The sequence below is a fragment of the Streptomyces sp. Y2F8-2 genome (genome assembly GCF_014905555.1).
GTDB classification, from domain to species: Bacteria; Actinomycetota; Actinomycetes; order Streptomycetales; family Streptomycetaceae; genus Streptomyces; species Streptomyces cynarae.
This window is the reverse complement of the sequence record NZ_BNGS01000010.1, coordinates 106,080-131,964: the sequence shown is the minus strand read 5'-3', so window position 1 is coordinate 131,964 and position 25,885 is coordinate 106,080. Positions and strand designations below refer to the sequence as shown.

General features: G+C 72.7%; 22 protein-coding genes. 2 read left to right on the top strand and 20 right to left on the bottom strand.

Translation table 11 applies throughout. From position 1 onward, the window contains the following. Positions 1-43: 43 nt before the first annotated feature. Positions 44-1,327 (bottom strand): adenylosuccinate synthase, encoded by a 1,284-nt coding sequence (locus SY2F82_RS29815; RefSeq protein WP_200422273.1) that lies wholly within the window; start codon positions 1,325-1,327, stop codon positions 44-46. A 195-nt stretch (positions 1,328-1,522) separates the two neighbouring features. On the opposite strand from SY2F82_RS29815, the gene SY2F82_RS29810 reads away from it, so the two are divergent. Further along, on the top strand, positions 1,523-2,404 hold the full coding sequence (locus SY2F82_RS29810) for a diacylglycerol kinase family protein (protein WP_200422272.1): 882 nt from the start codon (positions 1,523-1,525) through the stop codon (positions 2,402-2,404). Between the two features lie 17 nt (positions 2,405-2,421). Here SY2F82_RS29810 and SY2F82_RS29805 read toward each other — a convergent pair whose 3' ends face one another. From SY2F82_RS29805 to SY2F82_RS29715, 19 genes are all read right to left on the bottom strand, one after another. Beyond that, a complete protein-coding gene (locus tag SY2F82_RS29805; protein ID WP_200422271.1) occupies positions 2,422-3,642 on the bottom strand; it encodes a cytochrome P450 in 1,221 nt (406 codons plus the stop codon). A gap of 59 nt (positions 3,643-3,701) precedes the next feature. After that, the gene (locus SY2F82_RS29800; protein ID WP_200422270.1) at positions 3,702-4,376 is read right to left on the bottom strand and encodes a response regulator transcription factor; all 675 of its coding nucleotides are present in this window, start codon (positions 4,374-4,376) and stop codon (positions 3,702-3,704) included. Beyond that, on the bottom strand, positions 4,373-5,719 hold the full coding sequence (locus tag SY2F82_RS29795) for a sensor histidine kinase (RefSeq protein ID WP_200422269.1): 1,347 nt from the start codon (positions 5,717-5,719) through the stop codon (positions 4,373-4,375). Before SY2F82_RS29795 ends, SY2F82_RS29800 begins: the two co-directional genes overlap by 4 nt. Before the next feature lie 122 nt (positions 5,720-5,841). Further along, on the bottom strand, positions 5,842-6,516 hold the full coding sequence (locus tag SY2F82_RS29790) for a response regulator transcription factor (RefSeq protein WP_200422268.1): 675 nt from the start codon (positions 6,514-6,516) through the stop codon (positions 5,842-5,844). Then, the gene (locus SY2F82_RS29785; protein ID WP_200422445.1) at positions 6,513-7,847 is read right to left on the bottom strand and encodes a sensor histidine kinase; all 1,335 of its coding nucleotides are present in this window, start codon (positions 7,845-7,847) and stop codon (positions 6,513-6,515) included. The genes SY2F82_RS29790 and SY2F82_RS29785 overlap by 4 nt, the downstream gene beginning before the upstream one ends. Continuing rightward, on the bottom strand, positions 7,847-9,025 hold the full coding sequence (locus SY2F82_RS29780; RefSeq protein WP_236041890.1) for an acyltransferase: 1,179 nt from the start codon (positions 9,023-9,025) through the stop codon (positions 7,847-7,849). Before SY2F82_RS29780 ends, SY2F82_RS29785 begins: the two co-directional genes overlap by 1 nt. Before the next feature lie 76 nt (positions 9,026-9,101). After that, entirely contained in the window at positions 9,102-10,130 is a 1,029-nt protein-coding gene (locus tag SY2F82_RS29775) for an alpha/beta hydrolase (protein WP_200422267.1), read from the bottom strand. 158 nt (positions 10,131-10,288) lie between these two features. After that, positions 10,289-11,221: a S9 family peptidase gene (locus SY2F82_RS29770; protein WP_200422266.1), complete on the bottom strand. Its 933-nt coding sequence runs from the start codon at positions 11,219-11,221 to the stop codon at positions 10,289-10,291. A 228-nt stretch (positions 11,222-11,449) separates the two neighbouring features. Then, positions 11,450-12,679: a kynureninase gene (gene kynU, locus SY2F82_RS29765; RefSeq protein ID WP_200422265.1), complete on the bottom strand. Its 1,230-nt coding sequence runs from the start codon at positions 12,677-12,679 to the stop codon at positions 11,450-11,452. After that, the gene (locus SY2F82_RS29760) at positions 12,672-13,529 is read right to left on the bottom strand and encodes a tryptophan 2,3-dioxygenase family protein (protein WP_200422264.1); all 858 of its coding nucleotides are present in this window, start codon (positions 13,527-13,529) and stop codon (positions 12,672-12,674) included. The genes kynU and SY2F82_RS29760 overlap by 8 nt, the downstream gene beginning before the upstream one ends. 151 nt (positions 13,530-13,680) lie before the next feature. Continuing rightward, positions 13,681-14,094, bottom strand: coding sequence for a DUF3151 domain-containing protein (locus tag SY2F82_RS29755; protein WP_200422263.1), 414 nt, complete (start codon positions 14,092-14,094; stop codon positions 13,681-13,683). Between the two features lie 55 nt (positions 14,095-14,149). After that, complete coding sequence (locus tag SY2F82_RS29750; RefSeq protein ID WP_200422262.1) at positions 14,150-15,655, bottom strand: MFS transporter; 1,506 nt, start codon at positions 15,653-15,655, stop codon at positions 14,150-14,152. A 232-nt stretch (positions 15,656-15,887) separates the two neighbouring features. Then, the gene (gene fbaA, locus SY2F82_RS29745; protein ID WP_200422261.1) at positions 15,888-16,910 is read right to left on the bottom strand and encodes a class II fructose-bisphosphate aldolase; all 1,023 of its coding nucleotides are present in this window, start codon (positions 16,908-16,910) and stop codon (positions 15,888-15,890) included. Between the two features lie 140 nt (positions 16,911-17,050). Further along, a complete protein-coding gene (gene pyrE, locus SY2F82_RS29740) occupies positions 17,051-17,599 on the bottom strand; it encodes an orotate phosphoribosyltransferase (RefSeq protein ID WP_200422260.1) in 549 nt (182 codons plus the stop codon). 34 nt (positions 17,600-17,633) lie between these two features. Continuing rightward, positions 17,634-18,422, bottom strand: a complete 789-nt coding sequence (locus SY2F82_RS29735) for an aldose 1-epimerase (protein WP_200422259.1) — start codon at positions 18,420-18,422, stop codon at positions 17,634-17,636. 57 nt (positions 18,423-18,479) lie between these two features. Then, entirely contained in the window at positions 18,480-19,307 is an 828-nt protein-coding gene (locus SY2F82_RS29730; protein ID WP_200422258.1) for an SRPBCC family protein, read from the bottom strand. A gap of 77 nt (positions 19,308-19,384) precedes the next feature. Beyond that, the gene (locus SY2F82_RS29725) at positions 19,385-21,016 is read right to left on the bottom strand and encodes a polyamine aminopropyltransferase (RefSeq protein WP_200422257.1); all 1,632 of its coding nucleotides are present in this window, start codon (positions 21,014-21,016) and stop codon (positions 19,385-19,387) included. Between the two features lie 196 nt (positions 21,017-21,212). Then, a complete protein-coding gene (locus SY2F82_RS29720; protein ID WP_200422256.1) occupies positions 21,213-21,770 on the bottom strand; it encodes a DUF2617 family protein in 558 nt (185 codons plus the stop codon). Between the two features lie 1,828 nt (positions 21,771-23,598). Beyond that, entirely contained in the window at positions 23,599-24,054 is a 456-nt protein-coding gene (locus tag SY2F82_RS29715; protein ID WP_200422255.1) for a hypothetical protein, read from the bottom strand. A 593-nt stretch (positions 24,055-24,647) separates the two neighbouring features. Here SY2F82_RS29715 and SY2F82_RS29710 point away from each other — a divergent pair. Beyond that, on the top strand, positions 24,648-25,841 hold the full coding sequence (locus SY2F82_RS29710; RefSeq protein ID WP_200422254.1) for a pyridoxal phosphate-dependent aminotransferase: 1,194 nt from the start codon (positions 24,648-24,650) through the stop codon (positions 25,839-25,841). Positions 25,842-25,885 lie beyond the last annotated feature (44 nt).

Here is a 25,885-nt window from a genome sequence, read left to right as displayed (position 1 = left end):
AGGATGTCCATGACCGGCCCAACTGGACGGGGATGTAAGGGACTTACAGGAACGAGTTGATCTCGATGGTCTCGTCGCGGCCCGGGCCCACGCCGATCGCGGAGATCGGGGCGCCGGACATCTCCTCCAGCGCCTTGACGTAGTTCTGGGCGTTCTTCGGGAGGTCCGCGAAGGTCTTGGCCTTCGTGATGTCCTCCTGCCAGCCGGGCAGCATCTCGTAGACCGGCTTCGCGTGGTGGAAGTCCGTCTGGGAGTACGGGAGCTCCTCGACCCGCTTGCCGTCGATCTCGTACGCCACGCAGACCGGGATCTGCTCCCAGCCGGTGAGCACGTCGAGCTTGGTGAGGAAGAAGTCGGTCAGGCCGTTGACCCGGGTCGCGTAGCGGGCGATCACCGCGTCGAACCAGCCGCAGCGGCGGTCGCGGCCCGTCGTCACGCCCCGCTCACCGCCGATGCGGCGCAGCGCCTCGCCGTCCTCGTCGAACAGCTCGGTCGGGAAGGGACCGGAGCCGACACGGGTCGTGTAGGCCTTGAGGATGCCGATGACGCGGCTGATCTTCGTGGGGCCGACGCCGGCACCGGTGCAGGCACCGCCCGCGGTCGGGTTCGACGAGGTCACGAACGGATACGTGCCGTGGTCGATGTCCAGGAGCGTGCCCTGGCCGCCCTCGAACAGGACGACCTTGTTCTCCTCCAGGGCCTGGTTGAGGATCAGGACCGTGTCGGCGACGTACGGCTCGATCTTCTCGGCGTAGCCCAGCAGCTCCTCGACCACCTGGCCGACGGCGATCGCGCGCCGGTTGTACAGCTTGGTGAGGATCTGGTTCTTGACGTCGAGGGCCGCCTCGACCTTCTGGGTCAGGATCGACTCGTCGTACAGGTCCTGGACCCGGATGCCGACACGGTTGATCTTGTCGGCGTAGGTCGGGCCGATGCCGCGTCCGGTCGTGCCGATCTTGCGCTTTCCGAGGAAGCGTTCCGTCACCTTGTCGACGGTGACGTTGTACGGCGTGATGATGTGGGCGTTGCCGCTGATCAGCAGCTTGGAGGTGTCGACACCGCGCTCGTTCAGACCGCTCAGCTCGGAGAGCAGGACCGACGGGTCGACGACGACGCCGTTGCCGATGACGGGCGTACATCCGGGCGACAGGATTCCGGAAGGGAGGAGGTGGAGCGCATACTTCTGGTCACCTACGACCACCGTGTGGCCGGCGTTGTTGCCGCCCTGGTAGCGCACGACATAGTCCACCGAGCCACCGAGCAGGTCGGTGGCCTTTCCCTTGCCTTCGTCACCCCACTGAGCACCGAGCAGCACAAGTGCGGGCACGCGCGTACACCCCTTCCGGGCGGGGCATGTCCAGGGTCGGGGGCGCACGCGGAGGTTTGACCGCCGCGCGCACCGCGACCGTCGTTGGCCGCAAACCGTCGGACCGGATGCCCCGGAATAGACGAAACCCCTGACGCAATAGCGCAAGGGGCTCTTGCACAGAGATGCTACCCGAGGAAGCGAGGCAGGACCGAGGTGGCGACTTCCGACCAGCTCCTTGTGGTCATCGACCCGGTCGCCCGTCACAGCGACGGTGAGTCGGTACGGATCGCGAAAGACGTGCTCAGCGCGGGTGCGGCCACCAAGTTGTGCCTTCCTCAGGGGCCGGAGGAATTCGCCCGGGCGCTGGACCGCCGGGGGTCGCGGCGCCCGGTGGTGGTGGGCGACGACCGGGCGCTGCTGCGGGCGGTGACGCTTCTGCACCGGCGCCGTGAGCTGGGCACGACGGCCCTGTCGCTGGTGCCGGTGGGCGCCCGGCAGTCGCTGGCGCGGTCGCTGGGGGTGCCGGCGGGGGCGGTGGCGGCGGCCCGGGCCGTCCTGGAGGGGGTGGAGCGGCGGCTGGACCTGCTGGTGGACGACAGTGACGGGGTGGTGCTCGGGGATCTGCGGATTCCTCCGGTTGCGGCGCGTGAGGGGGCGGGGGCCGATCCGGTGCCGGCCTCGTCGCCGGGCTCGGGCCGCCCGTGGCTGCGGACGTGCCAGTCACTGGTGCGGACGCTCGCGGCGCGTCCGACGCGGGTGCCGTCGCCGCGGCCGGCGGCGCCCGGGCCGGCCCGGCTGCGGGTGGAGGTCGACGGCGAGACGCTGGTGGACCTGGACCAGCCGGTGGAGGGCGTGTCGGTGACGCCGGGGGAACCGGGGGTGGCCGAGGTGGAGGTACGGCCGGCCTCGGTGGGCGCGGAGGCTTCGCCGCTCCTCGCAGTGGGGCGCAGGGTGACGGTGTCGGGGGCCGATTTCCGCTATCGCGCGGATGCGGTGGTGTCGGGGCCGGTGCGGACGCGGACGTGGGTGGTGCGGCAGGGGGCGTGGGGACTCATGCTGCCCGCACGGGCGGGCGAGCTTCGGGGTGAGCCCTGACGGCCTGAGGGCGGCGGTCAGCCCACCTCCACCCTCAGACCCTCAAGCCCGCGGATCACGAAGTTCGGCTTCCGCTCCGGCTCAGCCGCAAGGCGCAGCGTCGGGGCCTTCTCCAGCAGCGCCGTCATGGACGCCGCCAGCTCGATACGGGCCAAGGGCGCACCGATGCAGTAGTGGATGCCCGCGCTGAAGGAGATGTGCGGGTTGTCCTCGCGGGTCAGGTCGAGCCTCTCGGGGGCGTCGAACACGGCCGGGTCATGGTTGGCGGAGCCGAACAGCATGGCGATCTCCGCGCCCCGCGGGATCACCGTGCCGTCGATCTCGATCTCGTCCAGCACCCAGCGCTCGAAGAGCTGGAGCGGGGTGTCGTAGCGCATCAGCTCCTCCACCGCCGAGGGGACGAGCGAGTGGTCCGCGCGCAGGGCGGCCAGCTGGTCCGGGTGGCGGAACAGCGCCCACCATCCGTTCACGGTCGCGTTGACCGTGGCCTCGTGTCCGGCGTTCAGCAGCAGTACACAGGTCGAGATCATCTCCTGCTCGGTGAGCCGGTCGCCTTCGTCGTGCGCGGCGATCAGCCCCGAGATCAGGTCCTCCCCCGGCTCCTTGCGACGCTCGGCGATCAGCTCCCGGAGGTACTCCGAGAACTCCACCGACGCCCGCACCGCCCTGTGTGCCGTCTCCTCGGACGGGCCCAGCTCGTACATCCCGCAGATGTCCGCCGACCAGGGACGCAGCTGCCCGCGGTCCGCCTCGGGGATGCCCAGCATCTCGGCGATCACCGCGACCGGCAGCGGCTCGGCGACGTCCGTCAGCAGATCGCCGCCGCCCGCCTCCACCAGCCGCGCCACCAGCTCGCCGGCGAGGTCCCGCACATACGGCTTCAGCTGCTCCACCGTGCGCGGCGTGAACGCCTTCGACACCAGGCGCCGGATGCGCGTGTGGTCCGGCGGCTCCAGGTCGAGCATGCCGTGGTCGTTGAGCGTGTGGAAGGGCTCGTGCTCGGGCGGCGGCGCGGTCCGGCCGAATTCCTCGTGCGTGAACCGGTGCTGGTACGTCCGGCCCAGCCGCCTGTCCCGCAGCAACGCCGACACGTCCGCGTGGTGCGGCACCAGCCACTGGCCGGTGGGCTCGAACCAGTGCACCCGGCCCCGCGCACGCAGCTCGGCGTAGGCGGGGTACGGGTCGGCCACGAACGCCGGGTCCCAGGGGTCGAACGCGAGAGCGGAAGGAGCTGCCATGCCCGGACGCTAACCGAGCGGACGCCCGCTGACCAGGGGGTCTCACACCGAAGGGCGGATCACCCCGGGGTCACCAGTCTTGCCTCGTACGCGAACACCGCAGCCTGGGTGCGGTCGCGCAGGCCCAGTTTCACCAGGATGCGGCTGACGTGCGTCTTGATCGTGGACTCGGCCACCACCAGCCGCTCCGCGATCTCCGCGTTCGACAGCCCCTGGGCGATGAGGACCAGCACCTCCGTCTCCCGTTCCGTCAGGTCCCCGTACGCCGCCCGGGCCGCCGGCGGGAGCGCCGGCCGGTCCGCCAGGCGGGAGAACTCCGTGATCAGCCGCCGGGTGACCGAGGGCGCCAGCAGCGCCTCGCCGGCCGCCACCACCCGTACGCCCTCGGCGAGCTGCTTGGCCGACGCGTCCTTGAGCAGGAAACCGGAGGCTCCCGCCCGCAGCGCCTGGTACACGTACTCGTCGAGGTCGAAGGTGGTCAGCACCAGCACCTTCGCCGAACCGTCCGCGGCGACGATCTCCCGGGTCGCCTCGATGCCGTTCAGCTCCGGCATCCGGATGTCCATCAGCACGACGTCCGGGGCCAGCTCGCGGACCCGCTCGACCGCTTCCCTCCCGTTGACCGCCTCCCCGACGACCTCGATGTCCGGCATCGCCCCGAGCAGCACCGAGAAGCCCTCCCGGACCATCATCTGGTCGTCGGCGATCAGTACGCGGATGGCGCCCTTCGTCACGCGGGGCCCTCCACGGCGGCCACCGGCAGGAACACCGTCACCTCATAGCCTCCGTCGTCCGTCTCCCCCGCCGAAATCTCCCCGCCCAGCATCGAGACGCGCTCGCGCATGCCCGTCAGGCCGTGCCCCGCCCCGTGCGTCGACTTGGTGAGCGTGACCTGCGGTGCCGGACCGTTGACGATGCGCAGGCCCAGCCCACCGAGCACATAGCCGATCTCCACCCGTGCCGGGGCGCCCGGCGCGTGCCGCAGCGTGTTGCTGAGGGCCTCCTGGACGATGCGGTACGCCGACAGCTCGACGCCCTGCGGGAGTTCCCGCACCGCGCCCGTGACCGCCTTGTCGACGCTCAGTCCCGCCTCCCGCACGTTCGCCAGCAGGGCGTCCAGGTCGGCCAGGGTGGGCTGGGGCGCGTCCGGGGCCTCGTAGTCCTCCGCCCGCACGACCCCCAGGACGCGGCGCAGCTCGGTCAGGGCCGCCACCGCGTTCTCCCGGATCGTGGCGAAGGCCTTCTCCAGTTCGGGCGGCGGGTTCTCCACGCGGTAGGGCGCCGCCTCCGCCTGGATCGCGACCACCGACATGTGGTGGGCGACCACATCGTGCAGTTCGCGGGCGATCGTCGTGCGCTCCTCCAGCAGGGTGCGCCGGGAGCGCTCGTGCGCGGTCTCGGTCTGCTGGGCGGTGACCTCCTGCTCGGCTTCTCGGCGTATGTGCCGGACGGTGACCGACAGCAGGGCGATCGCGGAGACCACCAGCATGGGCGGGGTGTTGGTGCCGAAGCTGTTCCGGCCGAAGAGGCTCTCGGCGAAGAAGCCGTAGAGCGCGGTGATGCCCCACATCCATGCCGCGGTGCGCGGCCGGGTGCGTATCGCCACGACCGTCACCACCACCAGGTGGGAGATGAAGCTGCCAGGCGGCCACGGCCCCGCCGTCCAGTCCGGGCTCAGGGCCGCCGAGGCGAGGGTCGCCGCCAAGGACACCCAGAAGGCTCCGACCGGGCGGACCAACGTCAGCAGCACGGGGGCCAGGGCCAGCAGACCGGTCAGCAGGGCCGTCCCGCTGCCGTCGCCGGTCGTCAAGGCACCGAACATGGCCACCAGGCCGGCTGCGACCACCACGGCGTGCCGCTTCCAGGCCGCATACGTCCGCAGGCGGCCCGGTGTCCGGCCGTCCGACGGAGCCTCGGCGCCGCCGCGGGCCAGCGGGCGGTAGGCGAAGGCGTCGTGGAACAGGTCCTGCCGCAGCCCGCGCAGGGCGTCCACGGCCAGCCGGTACTCCGGGCTGCGCGGTGTGTACGGGGTGTACGCGCCGTCCGGTGGCGTCTGCCTCTGGGTCGTCTCGGTCACGGGGAAAAGGTAGGCCCGGAAAGGGGGCGCGGTCGTCACCAGTGAGAGGGGTCCTCGGGAATCCTCCTCAAGTACTACGGGTACGGTCGGCCCCCGCCAGTCGCCCCGCGCCCGCCCGGACGTCAGTACCCCGACGGCCGCACCAGCCCCGACTCGTAGGCGAACACGGCCGCCTGGGTGCGGTCGCGCAGGCCCAGCTTCACCAGGATGCGGCCCACATGGGTCTTCACGGTCTGCTCGGCGACCACGAGGCGCTCGGCGATCTCCGCGTTCGACAGGCCCTGGGCGATGAGGGCGAGGACCTCGGTCTCCCGCTCGGTGAGGTCGCCGACGCGCTCCTTCAGCGGCGCCCGGGGCGTGCTGTGCATGCGGGAGAACTCGGCGAGCAGGCGCCGGGTGATGCCGGGCGCGAGAAGCGCGTCGCCCGCCGCCACCACCCGTACCGCCTCGGCGAGTTGATCGGCGGAGGCGTCCTTGAGCAGGAAGCCGGAGGCGCCGGCGCGCAGGGCCTCGTAGACGTACTCGTCGAGGTCGAAGGTGGTCAGGACCAGGACCTTGGGGTGCGGGGTGGCCTCGGTGATGCGGCGGGTCGCCTCGATGCCGCCGAGCTCGGGCATGCGGATGTCCATCAGGACGACGTCCGGGGCGAGTTCGGCGACCTTGGCGATCGCGTCCCTGCCGTCGACGGCCTGGCCGACGACCTCGATGTCGGGCTTGGCGTTGAGCAGCACCGTGAAGCCCTGCCGGACCATCATCTGGTCGTCGGCGATCAGTACGCGGATGGTGCTGCTCGTCATCGGTCCTCTTCTCCTGTCGGGTCGACGGGATCGCCGTCGGCCGGGGCGTCCTCGGGGCTGGGCAGGAAACACGCCACCGCGAAGCCGCCGCCGGCCCTCCCGGTCGCGAAGAGGGTCCCGCCGAGCATCACGGCACGCTCCCGCATGCCGAGCAGTCCGTGGCCCGCCCCCGGTGACGGCGGAGCCGGGCGGGTGGGCCGGGAGTTGGTGATGTGCAGCTGCAGGCCCAGCGGGAAGTAGGTGAGTTCGACGCGGACGGTGGAGCCGGGGGCGTGCCGCAGCGCGTTGCTCAGGGCCTCCTGCACGATGCGGTACGCGGACAGCTCCACACCGGGTGACAGCGGGCGCACCTCGCCGACGATCTCCGTCCGCACCTCCATGCCGGCGGCGCGGGTGTTCTCCACGAGGGCGTCGAGCCGGTCGAGGGTGGGCTGCGGGGAGTCGGGGGCGGCGCCGGTACCGCTTCCTATGCCGTAGGGGTCGGCGGGGTTCTCCGAGCGCAGGACGCCGAGGACGCGGCGCAGTTCGGTCAGGGCCTCCAGCGCGTTCTTGCGGATGCCGTCCAGGTTCTCCCTCAGCTCGGCGGAGGGGTTCTCCACCAGGTGGGGGGCGACCTGGGCCTGGATGGAGATGACCGACATGTGGTGGGCGACCACGTCGTGCAGTTCGCGGGCGATGCGGTTGCGTTCCTCCAGGAGGGTGCGGCGGGCGCGCTCCTCCGCGGTGAGCGTCGTCTGCTGAACCAACTCGGCGCGGGCCTCGCGGCGGCCGCGCAGGGCGACGCCCAGCACCACCACGGCCGCGGACAGGGCCACCGTGAGCACGCCGGTGGACTGGTAGTTCGCCGCGCCCCACAGTCCCTGGAGGACATAGGTGACCAGCATGGTCAGGACCAGCGCCTCCGCCGCGACGCGGGTGCGGACTCTCAGGGCGAGCAGCAGCAGCACGAACAGCTGGGCGATGATCCCGGCCGAGGTCCACGGCCAGGTGAAGCCGTGCGCCTCCCCGGCGATCAACGGGCCGTGCAGCGCGACCGCCCCGAGTGCCGTCGCCCCCGTCGACAGCCACCACGCCGGGATCGGCCGCCACAGGGCCAGCACCACCGCTCCACTCTGGCCGAGCCCGATCAGGTAGGCGTATCCGAGGGCCACATGGCCGCTCTCCTGGAGTTGGGGCACAGCGCCGACCAGGACACCGAACGCGGCCAGCCACACGATTCCGTGCGGCAGCCAGCGCAGCCAGACTGATGGGGGCAGCGGATCCGCCCGCGCGGTCCACAGGTCGTCGCGCAGCATCCGCAGCCCTCGCCGGACGCGGCTCCCCCCTTGCATCACGCGTCCACCCTAGGACCTGAGGTGCGGCCCGCTCCGGGGCGGTGTGACCGGACCACCCGGGAAGGACGCCGGTCGCCGCTCTGTTCGCAGGCGCGGAAGGCCGCCCAGCAGACGGTCAGGGCGAGAGCGAAGACCGGCAGCCAGGCCAGGCGGGCCGCCACCCAGGTCAGGTTGTCGGGGGTGGTGTGCAGACCGGGCAGGCGGCCGGCGAGCAGGCCCGTCGCGGTGGTCGCCATCAGGGCCGTCTGGTGCCACAGGAAGATCGTCATCGCGGAGAGGTTCGCCAGGGCCACCGCCGCCCAGGCCAGGGGGCGGCGCATCGCGCGGCGCAGCCGTTCGCGCAGCAGCAGCGCCAGTCCGCACTGCGCCAGGCCGAAGGTGACGGCGGCCAGGGTCGGCGGGTTCAGGTTGGAGACCGGTTCGCCCGGGACGCCGACCATCGACGCCGGGTAACCCGCCCACGCCACCAGCACCGCCGTCGCCGCCGCGCCGCCCGCCAGCAGCACCCGGCCCGCGCGGCGGCTCTCCAGCTCGCCCCGGGTCCAGGCCGCGCCCAGGGTGTACGGCACGAGCCAGCCCGCCGGCAGGTTCACCCAGCCCAGCCAGGACGGGCCGCCGAGGCCGAAGCGGACGATGTCCACATGGAGGACGACGGCCAGCGGCCACAGCGGGTTGAGACGCGTCAGCAGCGGGGTCGCCGCCGTCAGGGCCGCGAACACCAGCAGGAACCACAGGGGCGACAGGGCCAGCTTCACCAGGGTGTGGACCGTGCCGGCGTCCGCGCCGGTGGCGAGCAGGCCGCACGCCGCGACCGTCCACAGGATCACGACCGCCGCGACCGGCTTGAACAGCCGGGTCAGGCGGGTGCGCAGCCACTGCCCGTAGGTGACGCCCCGGACACGCGCCGAGTCGTAGCCCTTCGTCGCGACATGGCCGCCCACCAGGAAGAACACGGCCAGCGTCTGGAACACCCAGGAGATCGGAGCCAGCCACGGCATGAAGTGCAGCGGGCTCGCGGTGCGCAGCGAGCCGCCGTCCGCGACGAGGGCGGTCACCAGCCAGTGCCCCAGGACGACACCGAGGATCGCCAGGGCCCGCAGCGCGTCGACCGCGCGGTCCCGCTCGGCGGGGGTGGCCAGGTCGGTGCGGTGGGCCGCGGTGCGTATCGCGTTCAGGGTCCGCTGCCGCTTCGGGGTCCGCTGCCGCTTCACGGTCTGCTGCCGCTTCAGGGTGTGCTGCCGCACGGTCGTGTCACGCACGGGTCACCTCCGCCGTCTCGCCGAGGACGATCCGGGTCAGGTTGGTCAGGGAGGCCGAGCCCGGCTTGAAGTAGTCGCTGTGGCCGCCGTCGCCCGCCGCGAACACCCGGGCGCCGTAGGCCGGGGAGACCGGGTCCGTGCCGAAGCCGACGGTGGTGCCGAACAGGTCCGCGCGGTGGTGCGGCACGTGTGCGATCCAGTCGTCGGCGCCGCGGGCCGCCCAGATGCGGGCGTGGGTGTGCAGAGCGGCGGCGGAGTCCACGCCCGTGCCGGGGCTGCCGATCAGGACGATGTCCTGCGCGTCGACGCCGGAGCCCGCGCGGGCGCACACCACCGTGCCGTAGGAGTGGCACAGCAGGGAGATGCGGGGCGACGGGCCGAACGCGTCCCGCAGCTGCCGTACGAACCGCTCCAGGGCAGGGGCGGCCTGCGCCGCGCGGGTTGTCGTGAGTACGTCGGTGCTGAGCGTGCGGGGCGTGTCGTAGCCGAGCCAGGCGATCACCGCCGTGTCCCGGCCGGTGCTGCGGTGCAGGGCGAGCGCGGTGGCGCGGAAGCGGCCGTAGGTGTCCAGCGTGGTGTCGGAGCCCGGCACCAGGACCGCTATGTGCCGCGCCGTGGCGAGGTCGCCGAAGACCTCCGACACCCGGCCCGTGCCCCGGCCGTCGAACGCCAGCAGATCGCGGGCGGGGGCGGCCAGGGCCCGCTCCACCGCCGCCCGGCTCCGGTCGCCGTGGGCCCCCACCATGCGGGACGCCTCGGCCGCATCCGCGCGGTTCGCCTCGTACGTCCCGGTGAGCGTGGCCGCCGAGAGCGGGGCGAGCGCCGCCGGCGGCGGGGCCGGGATCCGGGGGCGCGCGGCGGCCGACAGGGGGACGACGACGGCGACCGTGACGAGGACGGCCGGCAGGGTGCGTCGGAGGCGGCCGAGGCGCCGTCGGCGAAGGCGCCGCCGTTCGTCGCCTCCCCCGTGCCCGTCCCGTGCGTCCGCGTGCGCGGCCGGGCGCCTCCCCCGAGAACCCATGACGTCCTCCCCTTCCGCCGGCCCGCTCATCGGGCGCGGTCACGGGAAGGAAGTTACGGAGCGTCACCTGTCGTCGGCGTCATGCCGCGGAGCTCACTTGGGAGGTAGCTCTCAGGTATTACGGGTATGACCGGGTCCGCCCGGGGGCGGGGCCCCGGCTACCACGCCAGTTGCGCGATCTCCTCTGCCACCACCGCGCACGCGTCCGCCGCCGGGTCGATCAGGGGGAAGTGGCCGACGCCCTCCAGGAGCGTGAGGCCGACCACCTCGCCGGCCTTCGCCGCCGCCTCCGCGTACGCCTCGGCGACCGCCTGCGGGACCACGACGTCCGTCCGGCCCTGGACCAGGGTGGTGGCGATGCCGGTGGGCAGCAGCAACGCCGGGTCCGCGTACGGTCTGCGCTCCTCGAACCGGTCCCGGCCGCCGAGGAGCTGGACCGCGGCGCCGCCGCACACCTCCAGCTTGTCGGCGACGTGGAAGTCCGCGATCGGGGCGAGCGCCACGACACCGCGCAGTGGCGCGGGGCGGTCCGTGCGCCACGGGCAGTCCGGCGGCAGGACGTGCCGGGCCGCGGCCCACAGCGCCAGGTGGCCGCCCGCCGAGTGCCCGGTGATCACCGTGCGGCGCGGGTCGGCCTGCGGCAGCGCCTCGCGCACCAGCCCGGGAAGCGCGTCGCACGCGGCCGCGACGTCGTCGAACGTGTCCGGCCAGCGGCCCGCCACCGGCCCCGTACCGCCGCCCGCACCGGACTCCGCGTCCGCGGAGCCGTCGGCCTGGGACGGGATGAGGGCGCCCCGGCGGTACTCGACGCTCGCCACGGCGAAGCCCCGGCGGGCCAGGAAGTCCGCGAACGGCGAGACGTGCCGGCGGTCGTACGGCGCACGCCACGCGCCGCCGTGCAGGAGGACGACCAGGGGGGCGAGTGGCGAAGCGCCCGCCGCCCCGGCCGGCTCGGTCTGCCGCGGGGCGTAGAAGTCGATCACCTGGTCGGGGTGGTCGCCGTAGACGGCGGTGGAGTCGGGGTCCACCGGCGGGTGCGAGAAGGCGGACGCCTCTTCGGCGGCATCGCGGGGGGCGGCGTCGTCCGGCATGCTCCAACCTCTCAGCGGCAGAACGGGATTCGTGCGCGGCGGCCGGAGACTACCGGTCGCTGGCGGGGACGGTATCAGGCGGGTGACGTGCGTCAGCACGAGGTTGTCACTCTGGGTGAGGGGCAAACGGTTCTGCCGAGCCGCCCCGGTGTGCTGTGGGGAAGGCCCCGGCCACGGGGTTCGCGGCCGGGTGGGGGGCGGGCCGCCCCGCCCCCCGTGAACCGCCCGTCAGGCCACCACCTCCGCCAGCACCCGGGCCGCCCGCTCCACGTCCCCGAACCCGACGTACAGCGGCGTGAACCCGAACCGCAGCACGTCCGGCGGCCGGAAGTCACCGACGACCCCGGCGGCGATCAGCCGCTTCATCACGTTCCCCGCGTCCGCACATCGCAGCGAGATCTGGCTGCCCCGTTCCCCGTGCGCGGCGGGGGTCAGGGACTCGACCGTGCCCGGCGGGACGTAGGCCCTCACGCACTCGAGGAAGAAGTCCGTCAGGGCCAGCGACTTGGCGCGGACCGCGTCGATGGAGACGCCGTCCCACACCTCCAGCGCCGCCTCCAGGGCGAGCATCGACAGGATGTCCGGGGTGCCGACGCGACCGCGCACGGCGCCGGGGGCCGCCTCGTAGTCGCTCCGCATGCCGAAGGGTTCCGCGTGCGAGTTCCAGCCCGGCAGCGGTGAGTCGAAGCGGTCCTGCAGCTCCCGCCGCACATACAGGTACGCCGGTGAGCCGGGGCCCCCGTTCAGGTACTTGTAGGTGCAGCCGACCGCCAGGTCGACCCCGTGTTCGTCCAGGCCCACGGGCAGCGCGCCCGCGCTGTGGCACAGGTCCCACACCGCCACCGCGCCCGCCGCGTGCACGGCGGCCGTCAGTGCGGGCAGGTCGTGCAGCCGGCCGGTGCGGTAGTCGACGTGGTTCAGCAGCACGGCCGCCGTACGGCCGGACAGCATCCCGGGGACCTCCGCCGGGGCCACCGGGCGCAGCGTGCAGCCCGTCATCCGCGCCGCCGATCCGGCGATGTACCCGTCCGTCGGGAACGTCGTCGCGTCGACCACGATCTCGTCCCGGCCGGCGTCCGTCTCCCGGGCCATCCGCACCGCCGCCACCAGCGCCTTGAAGACGTTGACACTGGTCGAGTCGCCCACCACGATCTGCCCGGCCGCGGCCCCGACCAGCGGGGCGATCCGGTCGCCGATCCGCTCCGGCGCCGTCCACCAGCCGCTCTCGTCCCAGGACCGGATCCGCAGCGATCCCCACTGCCTGCGGACGACGTCCTCCATCCGGGCCGGTACGGCGGCGGGCAGCGCGCCCAGCGAGTTGCCGTCCAGATAGACGACCGCGACGTCGGCCGCATGATCGGACACGGTGTCGAGGACGAACTCCGAGCGCTTGACGGCGAGTTCGTCGGCCGCGTCCAGCTTCTCCGCCCTGAGGGCGAGTTCCGACGGTTCAGACATGGGACCGTGCCGTCCACAGCTCGGGGAACACGCTCTTCTGGGCCCGCTTCTCCAGCCAGGCCACCCCGGCGGAGCCGCCCGTGCCGGGCTTGGCGCCCATCGCGCGCCGGGTGGCGAGGAGATGGTCGTTGCGCCAGCGCCACACCAGCTCCGCGACATCCGTCAACGCCTCGCCCAGGCGGGCGAGTCCGTCGTCCGGGTCCCCCGAGTAGACGGCCGCCCAGACCGACTCGACCTCCTCCGACGGCTCGTAGCGCTGCGAGACGTCGCGCCGCAGCACCGCGTCCGGGACGGCGTGCCCGCGCCGGGCGAGGAGCCGCAGCACCTCGTCGTACAGGCTCGGCTCGTGCAGCGCCTTCTCCAGTTCGGCGTGGACGCGGGGCGCACCGCGGTGCGGGACCAGCATGGACGCGGACTTCTCGCCGAGCAGGAACTCCATGCGGCGGTACATCGCCGACTGGAAGCCGGAGCCCTCGCCCAGGGCGGAGCGGTAGGAGTTGAACTGGGCGGGTGTCAGCTGCGCCAGGGGCCGCCAGGACGCGTTCAGCGCCTGGAGCTCCCGTACGGACCTCTTCAGCGCGTCGATCGCCACCGGCACCCGGTCCTCGCGCAGGGCGCGCGCCGCGGTCTCCCACTCGTGGACGATGACGGTGAACCACAGCTCCATCACCTGGGTCGTGACCAGGAAGACCATCTCTCCGGGGTCGTCGGAGAGGGTGTGCTGGAGGTGGGTGAGCACGTCCGCCCGGACGTAGTCCTCGTACGGGGTCGTGCCCTTGAAGTCGAGATGCGGGGTCTCGGGCTCAGAAGCCTCGGGGGAGGGAGGAGTCTGGTGAGCCTGTTGGGACATCGCTGTCTCCTGTATGTACTCCGGGTAGCGGTCCGCCCCTGCCGATGCCGGCACGGGGGCCCCGGTCCCCACAGGCATCCTGCGCAATGCCCCCGGGCACCGCAAGGCCCGCCTGGTCACAGGCGGGCCTGACACACGCGGGACGTGGGGCCTAGCCCAGGGTCTGGGCCGCCGTCGGCGAGGAGTCCTTCAGGAACTGCGAGCAGCGCTCGTACTCCTCCTGCTCGCCGATGCCGTGCGCGGCGCGCGCGAGGGCGTGCAGGGCGCGCAGGAACCCGCGGTTGGGCTCGTGCTCCCAGGGGATGGGTCCGTGGCCCTTCCAGCCGTTGCGGCGCAGGGCGTCCAGGCCGCGGTGGTAGCCCGTACGGGCGTACGCGTACGACTCGACGACCGCGCCCCGCTCGAACGCGTCGTCGGCGAGCTGCGCCCAGGCGAGCGAGGAGGCGGGGTACCGGGCAGCGACCTCGGCGGGCGCCGTACCGCTCGCGAGGAGCTCGCGCGGCTCCGGGTCGTCGGGGAGGTGCGTCGGGGGCGGGCCCCCGAGAAGGTTCTCGTGAAGGGTCATGGGATCAGTGTGCGCCATGGGCCGTGCCCGCAGGTCGCGCGCCCTCGGTACCTGCTCAGGAGGCCGGACCGGCCCCGGAACCCGCCGAACCGCGCGGCGGCTCGAGCGGTGGGGCGGTCACGGAGCAGTGCATGCGGCACTCGGGGTGGCGGCACTCGGGGGCCGGGCGGCGTACGGTCGCGAAGGCGAGCGCCGCGCCCGCCACCAGGACGCCCGCGCACAGCGGCATCGCACGGCGGAAGGCGGCGGCGAACGCGTCCGGCACGCGGTACGCCTCCGGGCCCATCCCGGTGAGCAGCGGCAGCGCGGCCACGGCGATCAGACCGGCCGCGCGGGCGGCCGCGTTGTTGATGCCGCTGGCCAGGCCGGCCCGGTCGGTGTCCACCGAGGCGAGCACGGTGGCGGTCAGCGGGGCGACCAGGGTGACCATGCCCGCGCCCATGACCAGTACGGCGGGCAGGACGTCGGCGGCGTACGCGGCGCCCTTGCCGACGCGCAGCATCAGCAGCATGCCGGCCGCGCAGAGCAGGGGGCCGACGGTGAGCGGGATGCGGGGGCCGATGCGTTCGGCGAGGGCGCCGGAGCGGGACGAGAACAGGAGCATCAGGACGGTGGTGGGCAGCAGGGCGACCCCGGCCCGCAGCGGCGAGTAGCCGGAGACGACCTGGAGCTGGAGCGCGGTGAGGAAGAAGAAGCCGCCGAAGGCCGCGTAGACGCAGAGGGTCACCAGGTTGACCGCCGTGAACTGGCGGGAGGCGAAGATGTCCAGCGGCATCATCGGGTCGGGGCGGTGCCGTTCGACGTGGATGAAGGCGACCCCGGCGGCGAGGCCCGCGACCGCGGTGAGGGCCACCGGGAGCGAGCCGCCGTGGGCCTCGATGAGGGCGTACGTCACCAGGGCGAGGGAGAGGGCGCCGAGGGAGGCGCCGAGGGCGTCGAAGCGGCGGCTGTGCGTGCCGCCGGCGGAGGATTCGGGGACGTGGCGCACGGCGATGGGGGCGCAGAGGAGGGCCAGGGGGACGTTCAGGAGGAAGACCCAGCGCCAGCCCGGGCCGGCCACCAGCCAGCCGCCGAGGAACGGGCCGACGGCGGCGCCGATGCCGCCGAAGCCGGACCACAGGCCGACCGCCCTGCCGCGGTCGTCGGGGTGGAAGGTGGCCTGGATGAGGGCGAGCGACCCGGGGGTGAGCAGGGCACCGCCCACACCCTGGAGGGCGCGGGCGACGATGAGGACCTCGGCGGTGGGGGCCAGACCGCACAGGAGGGAGGCGGCGGCGAACCACAGGACCCCGAGGACGAAGATCCGGCGGCGACCGTAACGGTCGCCGAGGGCGCCGCCGAGGAGGATGAGACCGGCGAGCGTCAGCATGTACGCGTTGACGGTCCACTGGAGCGCGGAGAGGCTCGCGTCGAGGGCGTGGCCGATGCGGGGCAGGGCGACGTTGACGACGGTGGAGTCCAGCAGGGCCATGCTGGAGCCGAGCACCGTGGTCAGCAGGATCCACTTCCCCTGCGGGGAGGCGAGCCTCACGGCGGGGGGCTGCTGCGCGGTAACCGCCATGTGGGGATCATCCCGCGTCGGGTGCGCCTGGGCCAGGTTTGCGGTGGCCGGAGGTTGGCCGGGCAGTACCCGGAGGCGCGGGTGCCGGGGGGAGGTTCCGCAGCCCGGCGGTGGCGGGTACCTCCCCCAAGCTCTTCGAGCAGGGGGTGCCCCCACCACCCACCCGTGCCGCCCTGCGGCACGACTGCCCGCAGTGGCGGCTCGGCGGCTGCAACGGCACCCCGTTGCCGTATTACTTGATCTTCGTGCCGGTCGAGCGGAGGTTCTGGCAGGCCTCCAGCACTCGCTTCGACATCGACGTCTCCGCCAGCTTGCCCCAGGTGCGCGGGTCGTAGGTCTTCTTGGAGCCGACCTCGCCGTCGACCTTCAGGACGCCGTCGTAGTTCTTGAACATGTGGTCGGCGACCGGGCGCGTGAAGGCGTACTGCGTGTCCGTGTCGATGTTCATCTTGACCACGCCGTTCTCCAGCGCCGTCAGGATCTCCTGCTCCGTGGAGCCGGAACCGCCGTGGAAGACGAAGTCGAACGGCGACTCCTTGCCGAACCGCTCGGCCACGCCCTCGTTCAGCTCCTTCAGCAGCTCGGGGCGGAGCACGACGTTGCCCGGCTTGTACACGCCGTGCACGTTGCCGAACGAGGCGGCCAGCAGGTAGCGGCCCTTCTCGCCGAGGCCCAGCGCCTCCGCCGTGCGGAGCGCGTCGTCGACCGTCGTGTACAGGCTGTCGTTGATCTCGTGGGAGACGCCGTCCTCCTCGCCGCCCGTCGGGGTGATCTCCACCTCGAGGATGATCTTCGCGGCGGCGGTGCGGGCGAGCAGCTCCTGGGCGATCGCCAGGTTGTCGGCCAGGGTCTCGGCGGAGCCGTCCCACATGTGCGACTGGAACAGCGGGTTCTGGCCGGCCTTCACGCGCTCCTCGGAGATCGCGAGCAGCGGACGTACGTACCCGTCGAGCTTGTCCTTCGGGCAGTGGTCCGTGTGCAGCGCGATGTTGACCGGGTACTTCTCGGCGACGATGTGGGCGAACTCGGCCAGGGCCACCGCACCGGTGACCATGTCCTTGCTGTACTGGCCGCCCAGGAACTCGGCGCCACCCGTCGAGATCTGGACGATGCCGTCGCTCTCCGCCTCCGCGAAGCCGCGCAGGGCCGCGTGCAGGGTCTGGGAGGAGGTCACATTGATGGCCGGGTAGGCGAACTTGCCTGCCTTCGCCCGGTCGAGCATCTCGTTGTAGACCTCGGGGGTTGCGATGGGCATCTGTCCGCTCCTTGTTGTGCGGGTTGCGTTCTGCGTGCTTACGGCCCTGACCTAGGGAGTGACGTCATCGTCGGCCCCATCTTTCCAGACGTGACCGGATGCTTCGGACACCCTGTCCAGCCTGTGGATAACCCCGTGTCCTAGTCCAGACCCAGGTCGTCCTTCGAATACGCGAACAGGTAGGGAACACCGGCCTTTTCGGCGATCGCCTCGGCGGCGCCCGTCGCCCGGTCCACGATCGTCGCGACCGCGACGACCTCCGCGCCGGCCTCCCGCAACGCCTCCACGGCGGTCAGCACCGAGCCGCCGGTGGTGGAGGTGTCCTCGACGGCCAGCACACGGCGGCCCGCGACCTCCGCGCCCTCGATACGGCGCTGCAGGCCGTGCGCCTTGCCCGCCTTGCGGACGACGAAGGCGTCGAGCGTCTTCCCCCGCGCGGCCGAGGCGTGCAGCATCGCGGTCGCCACCGGGTCGGCGCCCAGCGTCAGGCCGCCGACCGCCTCGTAGTCCAGGTCGGCGGTCAGGTCGAGCATGACCTGACCCACCAGCGGGGCGGCCACGCCGTCGAGGGTGATGCGGCGGAGGTCGATGTAGTAGTCGGCTTCCTTGCCCGACGACAGGGTCACCTTGCCGTGCACCACGGCCTTGTCCTTGATCTGCTGCAGCAGCTCGCCGCGAACGTCGCTCATGGCAGCCAGCTTAGAGCCCCGTGTTCAGGGGCTCTCAGAGCCGTCGCCAGGTCCACGTGGTCGTGGCCTCCAGCGGCTCGATGGGGGTGACCAGGCGCGGAAGGGTGTTGAGGCCGTCCGGGGGGCCGGTCTGCGGTTCCACGCACACCGCCTCGGGCTGCTCGTCGTAGACCACGACCCACTCCTCGCGGCTGGTGACCTTCAGCTCCAGCTGCCCGGGCCAGGTGAGGGTGACGTCGACGCCGCCGGGCATGCCGAAGCAGTCGTCCCAGGGGCCGGGCTTGGGGTCGACGCGGTTGCCGGTGGGCAGGTGGTCGTCGCCGCGCTCCTCCTGCCAGGCGGGGTCGAAGTCGATGCGGACGTCCTCGCCGCCGAGGCTGCGGTGGAACCAGGGGTGCCAGCCGATCTGGGCCGGGAAGGAGTCGTCGTACGTCTCCACGGACATGGTCAGCGTGAGGGCGTCCTCGGTGAGCGCGGCCAGCTGGGTGACCCGGCCGGCGTAGGGCCAGGGGGCGACCAGGTCGTAGGTGAGGACGGCCTCGGCGGGCTCGGCGCGGGCGACGCGCCAGACGCCGTCGCGGACGGTGCCGTGGATGGCGTGCGGCGGGGCGTTGAGGGGCATCTGCTGGACGGTGCCGCCGTTGCGGAACCTGCCGTCCCGGACACGACCGCACCAGGGGGCCATGGGGAAGCAGCCGAACCGTTCCCCCTGCCGCAGCAGTTCGGTCCCGCCGATACGCAGACTCCTCACGCGCCCGCCGTTCCCCGGCGCCAGCACGACTTCCGCGTCTCCCGCGGCCAACGTGATCTCGTCGATGCTCACGAGCCCGACCCTACTGGGCGGATCAAGGGGGCGGGTGGTGACGCCGGTGCGCGTACGTCAGCGCCGCCGCCGCAGCAGCCGGCCCGCCACGATCGCCGATGCCACGAGCAGGGCCGCCGCCGGGGCCGCCCAGCGGAGGGTGGCGGTGGCCGCCGCGGCTTCCGGGGGCGGGACGGGGGCGTAGCGGCCGCGCGGGGGCGCGTGGTCGACCTCCTCGGCGCTGCGGCCGATCATCGTGCGACGGGCGTGCGCCGCCTCGGCGGGCGGCTCCTCGTCGAAGGCATCGGGCGCGAGGCCGCCTTCGACCTCCTCGGCGAAGGCATCGGGCGCGAGACCGGGTTCGACCTCCTCGGCGAGGGGCTCGGGGGACGACGCGGGGACCTCGGTGTCGCCGGCCGAGGCGGGCTGCTCCTCGGGACGCGGCTCCTGTGACGGCGGTTCGGTCATGCCCCCAGGGCCTTCCTCCGCCACCTCCCCCAGCTTCTCCGCGAACCGTCCCAGCAGCCGCGTCGCCGCCGACGCCACCGGCTCCGCCGGCAGGTCCGCGATCCGGCCGTCGGCCGTGGCCGTTCCCGAGAACGTGACCGTGGTGCCGTCCTCGGCCGGGGTCAGGCGCAGGGACAGGGACAGTTTCGCCGTGCCCGTGCCGCGGGCCTCGGTGGCCTCCCCCTCCACCGCGTACGAGCCGTCGTCCCGCCCCTCGATCCGCAGGGTGCCGCGGTAGGTGATCGTGTGGCCGCCGGCGCGCACCTTCAGGCGGCCGGCGACCGGCTCCGTGCCCGTGTCCTGTTGGAGCCCGGGAATCGCGCGGGCCACCCGGGCCGGGTCGGCCAGCGCCTCGCTCAGCCGCTCGGCGGGGACCGGAACGAACACCTCATGCTCCATGTCTGACGAGCCTACCCAGCAGCGCCCGAACCGCACCCGTGCAAGACGGGATTCGCACGTCCGTGGGGCCGGGAGGCTCATTCCTGGTACCTCGGATGCACCAGCGTCGACGGGAGCAGCCCCGGCACCCGGGTGCGCGCCGCCGCCCGTGCGTCCGCCCGCAGGGCCGCCCGGGTCAGCGTGCGCAGGCACGGCGTGCGCGGGTCCAGGGTCAGCGTGGGCCGGCTGCGGGCGGCGAGCACGAACCCCCAGTCGCGCGGCGCCCGCGCCGCCCCGGCCGTACGGTCCAGGGCGCGGCCGTCGACGCGGTACGGGGTGGTACCGAGCCCCACCGCCCGTACCGTCGCCTCCACGGTCCAGAACGCGCGCGGCCGGGCGGTCACCGGCCCCGCGTGCACCACCAGCCGCCCGCCCGGTGCGAGCACGCGCCGGGACAGGCCGTAGAACTCCTGCGAGTACAGCTTCGTGCTCGCCGTGCCGCAGGGGCCGGGCAGGTCGGCGATCACCACGTCGTACGCCCCCCGGGTCTGCCTCAGCCAGCGGAACGTGTCCTCCGCATGGACGTGGACGCGCGGGTCCGCGAAGGCGTGGCCGTTCAGCGCGGACAGGGCTGCGTCCTGGCGGGCGAGCCGGAACAGTGCCGGGTCCTGGTCGACGACGTCGACCCGCCGCACCCCCGGGTGCCGCAGCACCTCGCGCGCCGCGAGTCCGTCGCCGCCGCCGAGGACGAGCACGCGCGCGTGCGGGCCGCCGCTCATCGCGGGGTGCACCAGCGCCTGGTGGTAGAGGAGTTCGTCGCGGCCGTCGACACGGAGCCGGCCGTCGAGGAACAGGTCGAGGGGACGGCCGGGGGTGCCGCCGGTCAGCACCACCTCCTGGCCGCCGGTGCGCAGCGCGACCCGTACGTGACCGCCGTACACCGCCTGGCGCGCGGCCCGTTCGAAGTCGTCGACGAGCACGGCCGCCGCGGCGAGCACGCCGAGGACGAGGAGGTTGGCCACCAGCAGCAACCGGCGTCCGCGCCGGGACAGGTCGCGCCGGAACAGCCCGAGCACCAGGGCGCCGCCCGCGACCGCGTTGACCGCGCCGGTGACCAGGGCACCCGTCAGCTGGCCGAGCTGCGGCAGCAGCAGGAAGGGGAAGGCGAGACCGCCCACGAGCGCGCCCACGTAGTCGGCCGCGAACAGGTCGGCGACCGCGCCGCCCGCGTCCTGGCGGCGGATGCGCTGGATCAGTTCCATCAGCAGCGGCACCTCGGCGCCGGTGAGCAGCCCGATGGCCAGGGAGAACGCGACCAGCAGGCAGCGCGGGCCACCCGACCAGACGCCGCCCCAGCCGCCGGTCCAGGCGAAGACCGCGTACAGGGCCATCGCGCTCAGGCCGCCGACGAGTGCGAGCGCCGCCTCCACCGCGCCGAACCCGGCCGCGGCACGGCAGCGGAGCCGCTTGGCCGCGAGCGAGCCGACGCCCATCGCGAACACCATCACCGACAGCACGACCGAGGCCTGCGTGACCGAATCGCCGATGAGATACGAGGCGAGCGCGACGAGTTCGAGTTCGTACACGAGTCCGCAGGCCGCGCAGACGAACACCCCGGCGAGGACCAGGAACCGCCCGGTGCCCGGGCCCACGGGCAGCCGCGCCTGGTTCCGGCCACCGCCCCAGGAGGCGGCAGCGCCGGGTGGTGCGGGCGCGTGCGGTTCGATCACGTCCGGAACGCTACGTCACGCTTGCGCTCAGCCTTGTCACCCACACGTGTGGCGCCGGGTCGTTCGGCACCGGGGGGTGGTGCGGCCGGGTGGGGGCTGCCGCCCCCGGAGCGTCGCTTCGGCCCGAACGGGTTCGTCCGCACACGCCGGCCGGGATGACGGTGCACGGCCATGGCTGATCGGGCGCCGATCGTCCTCACCTGCCCGACAGGACCGACTTCTCCCTGGCGTCGTCCCGTCGTTTCGTCCGCTGCCTCACCCCGACCCGGGTCCGGGTCGCCACCAACTGGCCGTCCTGCGGGTAGGCGTGCCAGGTGCGCCAGTGGACCTGGCCCTCATGACGCTGGGCCAGCATCGCCGTGAACGCGTGCGGGCTGCCGGGGAAGACGCCGGCCAGGCCGTTGGGGTGGTCGGAGACCAGGGCCAGCAGCTCCTGGGCGCGGCCGGCGAAGGAGCCGGGGGACAGCACCTCGACGCGGGCCGCGAACTCGTACTCCCAGTCGCCGACCCGCTTGGCGACACCCAGTGGCAGCGGGGTGCTGGAGCCCGCGATGCACGCCACCGTCTCCGAGCAGACGCCCCGATCCTCCTCCAGGAGCACCTGGTGGGACGCGCCGAGGAGCCGCAACTGCAGCTGCGCACCGGAGAGTTCGAGGTCGAGGGTGGCGAGCGCGGGCAGCGGCTCGCGGCCCAGGGTCCAGGCCAGATCGGCCGCACGCGTGTCGGTGTAGGAGGTGTTCAGGGTCGTGAGCATGGATCGGCTCCGCTAGCACGCAAAGTGAGAAGTGGGGATCCGGAGCACCCCGGTCGTGGCGCCGGGGACAAGGCCGGCTCAGCCAGTCGGGTAATGCTTCCGGTCGGCCCGGTGGGGAGGGACTCCTGCCGGACAGGTGTCCGAAGGGCGTCCGCGGGCTGCGTTGGTGTGTTGAGAGGGAATCATGAACTGTGGTTCCGGCAAAGCGTTTTTACCCAAGTTCGTAGGGTTTCCATCCCACGAGGGCTCCCCAGCTCAATTGTTCAACTACCGCGTGCGCCTGGAGTGTTGCGATGGAAGCCGTGCGCCCCTCCACGACGCGGCAATGAGCGCACGCCTCACGCACAGCGCCGTCAACACGCGCCCTCGCGCCCCCTCGGGAGAGGGAATCGTCGGTCCCGTGCTGACATGTGGCGCATGGACCGGGTGACCGCCGGGACGAATCCCGGCGGTCACCCGGTCCGCACGGCCGGATGCGTCCGGAGCTCGACTGCCCCGTGTCAGTTGCCTCCGCCGCATCCGCCCCCGCCGCACGAGGACCCGCACGACGACCCGCACGACGAGTGGCCTCCGCAGGAGTGGCCCCCACTGGAGTGGCCCCCGCCGCAGGAGTGGTGCCCGCCCGAGTGGTGGCCGCCGGAGTGGTGACCGCTCGACGCACCGCCGTCGGCCCCGGCCACCCACCAGCTGCCGGCCCCGGAGTCCCCGCTGCCCCCGTAGCTGCGGTCGCGCCCCCGGCCCGTCCGTGCCCGCGCCCCGGAGCGGCCCCCCGACCGCACCGCCCCCTTCTTCGAACGACGCTGTGCCGACACGAGCAGCGCCACCACAACGACGCAGACGATCGCCAGAAAAATGCCGGTGACCATGGCGCCGTCCCCCTTTCGAATCCCCCGAAGCGGCCCCCCGTGGGCGCCTCTGTCTTCCTGAGTGGTCGGGGGATGCCCGCGGCGGTGACCGGCCAAAGCAGAGTTGAGCAAGTTCTGAGGGTCCTTCAGGGATGTGCTCCGAGGCGAGACTCTTCGAGTGAAAAACCGGAGCAAGGCCACCTGACTGGCGGTTCGCTGGCCGTGAGGGCGATCCGAAAACCATACCTTCGGCTCCAGTGCTCACAGCGGCGGCGCCCGTGCACAGAGGTCGTCCACACCTGCCACAGACCACCAAGCCGAGAGGAACAGTCATGCGCCTGATCCGCTACGGTCTCGCCGCTGCAACAGTGGCGGCTTCCGCCTCAGCCATCGGCCTGCCCCTCTCCATCACGGGCTGGATGCCCCGGAGTCCCGATGCCACGCAGGTCCGCGTGGTCAGCGCCTCCGGCATCTCGCCGAGCGAGACCGAATCAGCCCAGCCGCCGAGCGAAGCCGAATCAGCCCAGCCGCCGAGCGAAGCCGAATCAGCCCAGCCGCCGAGCGAAGCCGAATCAGCCCAGCCGCCGTTCCCGAATCCGGGCCCGCAGGCATGGGCGCGTCCCTGTTACAGCTATGGAGGCCCCTACTGCGGCTGGGTGGGGACATACTGGGGCGGCTGCGACAGGGAGTGGGGCCTGAGCTTCGGAATCAAGAGTCCTTATTGGATCTGCCCCCACGACCCCCGCCCGAGCCCCTCGGACCCACCCGCTTCCTCGGCCAGCCCGAGCCCCTCGGACACGCCCAGTCCCTCGGGCACGCCCAGCCCCTCGAACACGCCCAGCCCCTCGGGCACCTCGGCCGCCGCCAGGAGCAGCAGTTCCGCCGACGAGGACGCCGAGACGTTCGACGACCAGTAGAGCGGCGGTGCGCCCCGCAGGCGGCCTTCGAACCGCCAGGCGCTCCGAGGCTCCTCCGGCCGGGTGTCACGCGGCAGAACGACGGCGGCGGAGCCAGGCCGCAGCCAGCATCCCCAGAATCATCAGCAAACCGACGGCCGCGATCAAGATGTGCTTGGCGCTCAGAAGGCCGACGCCACAGGCGGCAGCCGCCATGCCACGTGGAACAGAACCAGGGGGAACGGCGCCCCCGGGGACGAGAGTCCCCTGCTCACCCCCGCCTGTTTGACGGCGGTCCCCCTTCTGGGGCAACGGGGAGCCGGACGGGCCCCTTCCCTCGGCACCTCTATGACCATGCGGACGACCACGGTCGCCGTGGTGTTCACGGTCACCGTCGTCCTCGCCGTCGATGCAGTGTGCGGCCGGGAAGCGAAAGGCTCGCTCATGGCGGTCGAAGGCCTTCACCACGAAGACCGGGTGCACCCTGAAGAAGCCCTTGATCGCGAACTCGTACTGGGCGGTGGTCTGGGTGGGATAGTTCACGTCCAAATACGTCGAGACGGAGAAGGTGTCCCACGGTGCCGCCGGCGACCAGGACGAGGACGCCGAGCTCCCTTGCAGGACGAGAGCCTCGGGCCCGCGTCGGCCATTCCTCAGAATCGCCCTCAGTCCCTTGTCGATGAGCACCACACGGCGCCGGCTGTAGCAGTGGCGCCAGGGATTGCGGTGACCGTGGTCATGGTCCCCTCGATGGAGCCGCAGGGGGCCGGACGCGTGCCGTGCGGACGTCTGCGCAGCGACGCCGGCCGGCGGAGCCACGAGGGCGATGGCCACGCCCGCCAGTGGCGCTGCGACCCAGGGACGAAATTTCATTCGATGACCTCCACGGGTGGCGGACGCAGGCGACCGCCTGCTGTGCGGCACATCGGAATCTCAGAAGAAGGTAAGAGGAATCAATTGGTCACATCGTGGACATCCTCTTGGAGCCGTACTCCTGGTCACTCGACCGCAGCAGTCTCATGGGCCGCCTGCGCGTTCCCCGGCGGCGCGGTCGTCCGCGCACCGGGGCCGGACGTCGAAAGCCCCGGCGCTCATCCGTGAAGGCAAGTTGAGGAACTGAAGAGCTTGGGCGCAGGATGGCGGCCATGACCTCCAGCGCGCGCCCCTTCCTCAACCGCCGCCTCACCGAGTTCGGGACGACGATCTTCGCCGAGATGTCGGCGCTCGCCGTGACCACCGGGTCCATCAACCTCGGCCAGGGCTTCCCCGACACCGACGGCCCCGAGGAGGTGCGCGAGGCCGCCGTACGGGCGCTGCGCGACGGGCGCGGCAACCAGTACCCGCCGGGGCCGGGCGTCCCCGAGCTGCGTGCCGCGATCGCCGCCCACCAGGAGCGGCGCTACGGGCTCGCGTACGACCCCGACACGGAGGTCCTGATCACCGCCGGCGCGACCGAGGCGATCGCCGCGGCGCTGCTGGCGCTGCTGGAACCGGGCGACGAGGTGGTCGCCCTGGAGCCGTACTACGACTCGTACGCCGCCTGCATCGCGATGGCGGGCGGCCGACGCGTTCCGGTCACGCTGCGCCCGTCCGAGGGCGGCTTCCGGCTGGACCTGGACGAGCTGCGCGACGCCGTCACCGACCGGACCCGGCTGCTGCTGATCAACACGCCGCACAACCCGACCGGGACCGTGCTCACCCGCAAGGAACTGAGGGCGATCGCCGAGCTGGCCGTCGAGCGCGATCTGCTGGTGGTCACCGACGAGGTGTACGAGCACCTGGTGTTCGACGAGGCGGAGCACGTACCGCTGGCGACCTTCCCCGGGATGCGCGAGCGGACGGTGACCATCGGGTCGGCCGGGAAGACGTTCTCGTTCACGGGGTGGAAGGTCGGCTGGGTGACGGCGGCGCCGGGGCTGGTCGCGGCGGTGCGGTCGGCCAAGCAGTTCCTGACCTACGTGGCCTCCGGGCCGTTCCAGTACGCGGTGGCCGAGGCGCTGGCCCTGCCGGACTCGTACTTCGACGCCTTCCGCGCGGACATGCTGGCCAAGCGGGACCTGCTTTCGGCGGGGCTGGCGGACGCCGGCCTCCGGGTCTTCCGGCCCGCGGGCACGTACTTCGTCACCACCGACATCCGCCCCCTCGGCGAGAGGGACGGCTTCGCCTTCTGCCGCGCCCTACCCGAGCGGGCGGGTGTCGTCGCCATCCCGAACGCGGTCTTCTACGACCACAAGGAGGCGGGGGCACCCTACGTCCGGTTCGCGTTCTGCAAACGCGCCGAGGTGCTGGCGGACGCGACGGAACGTCTCCGCAAGGCATTCACGCGCTGACCGGCGTCGAGGCAGGGCCCTCCTCTCAGCTGCCCCTGCGCTTC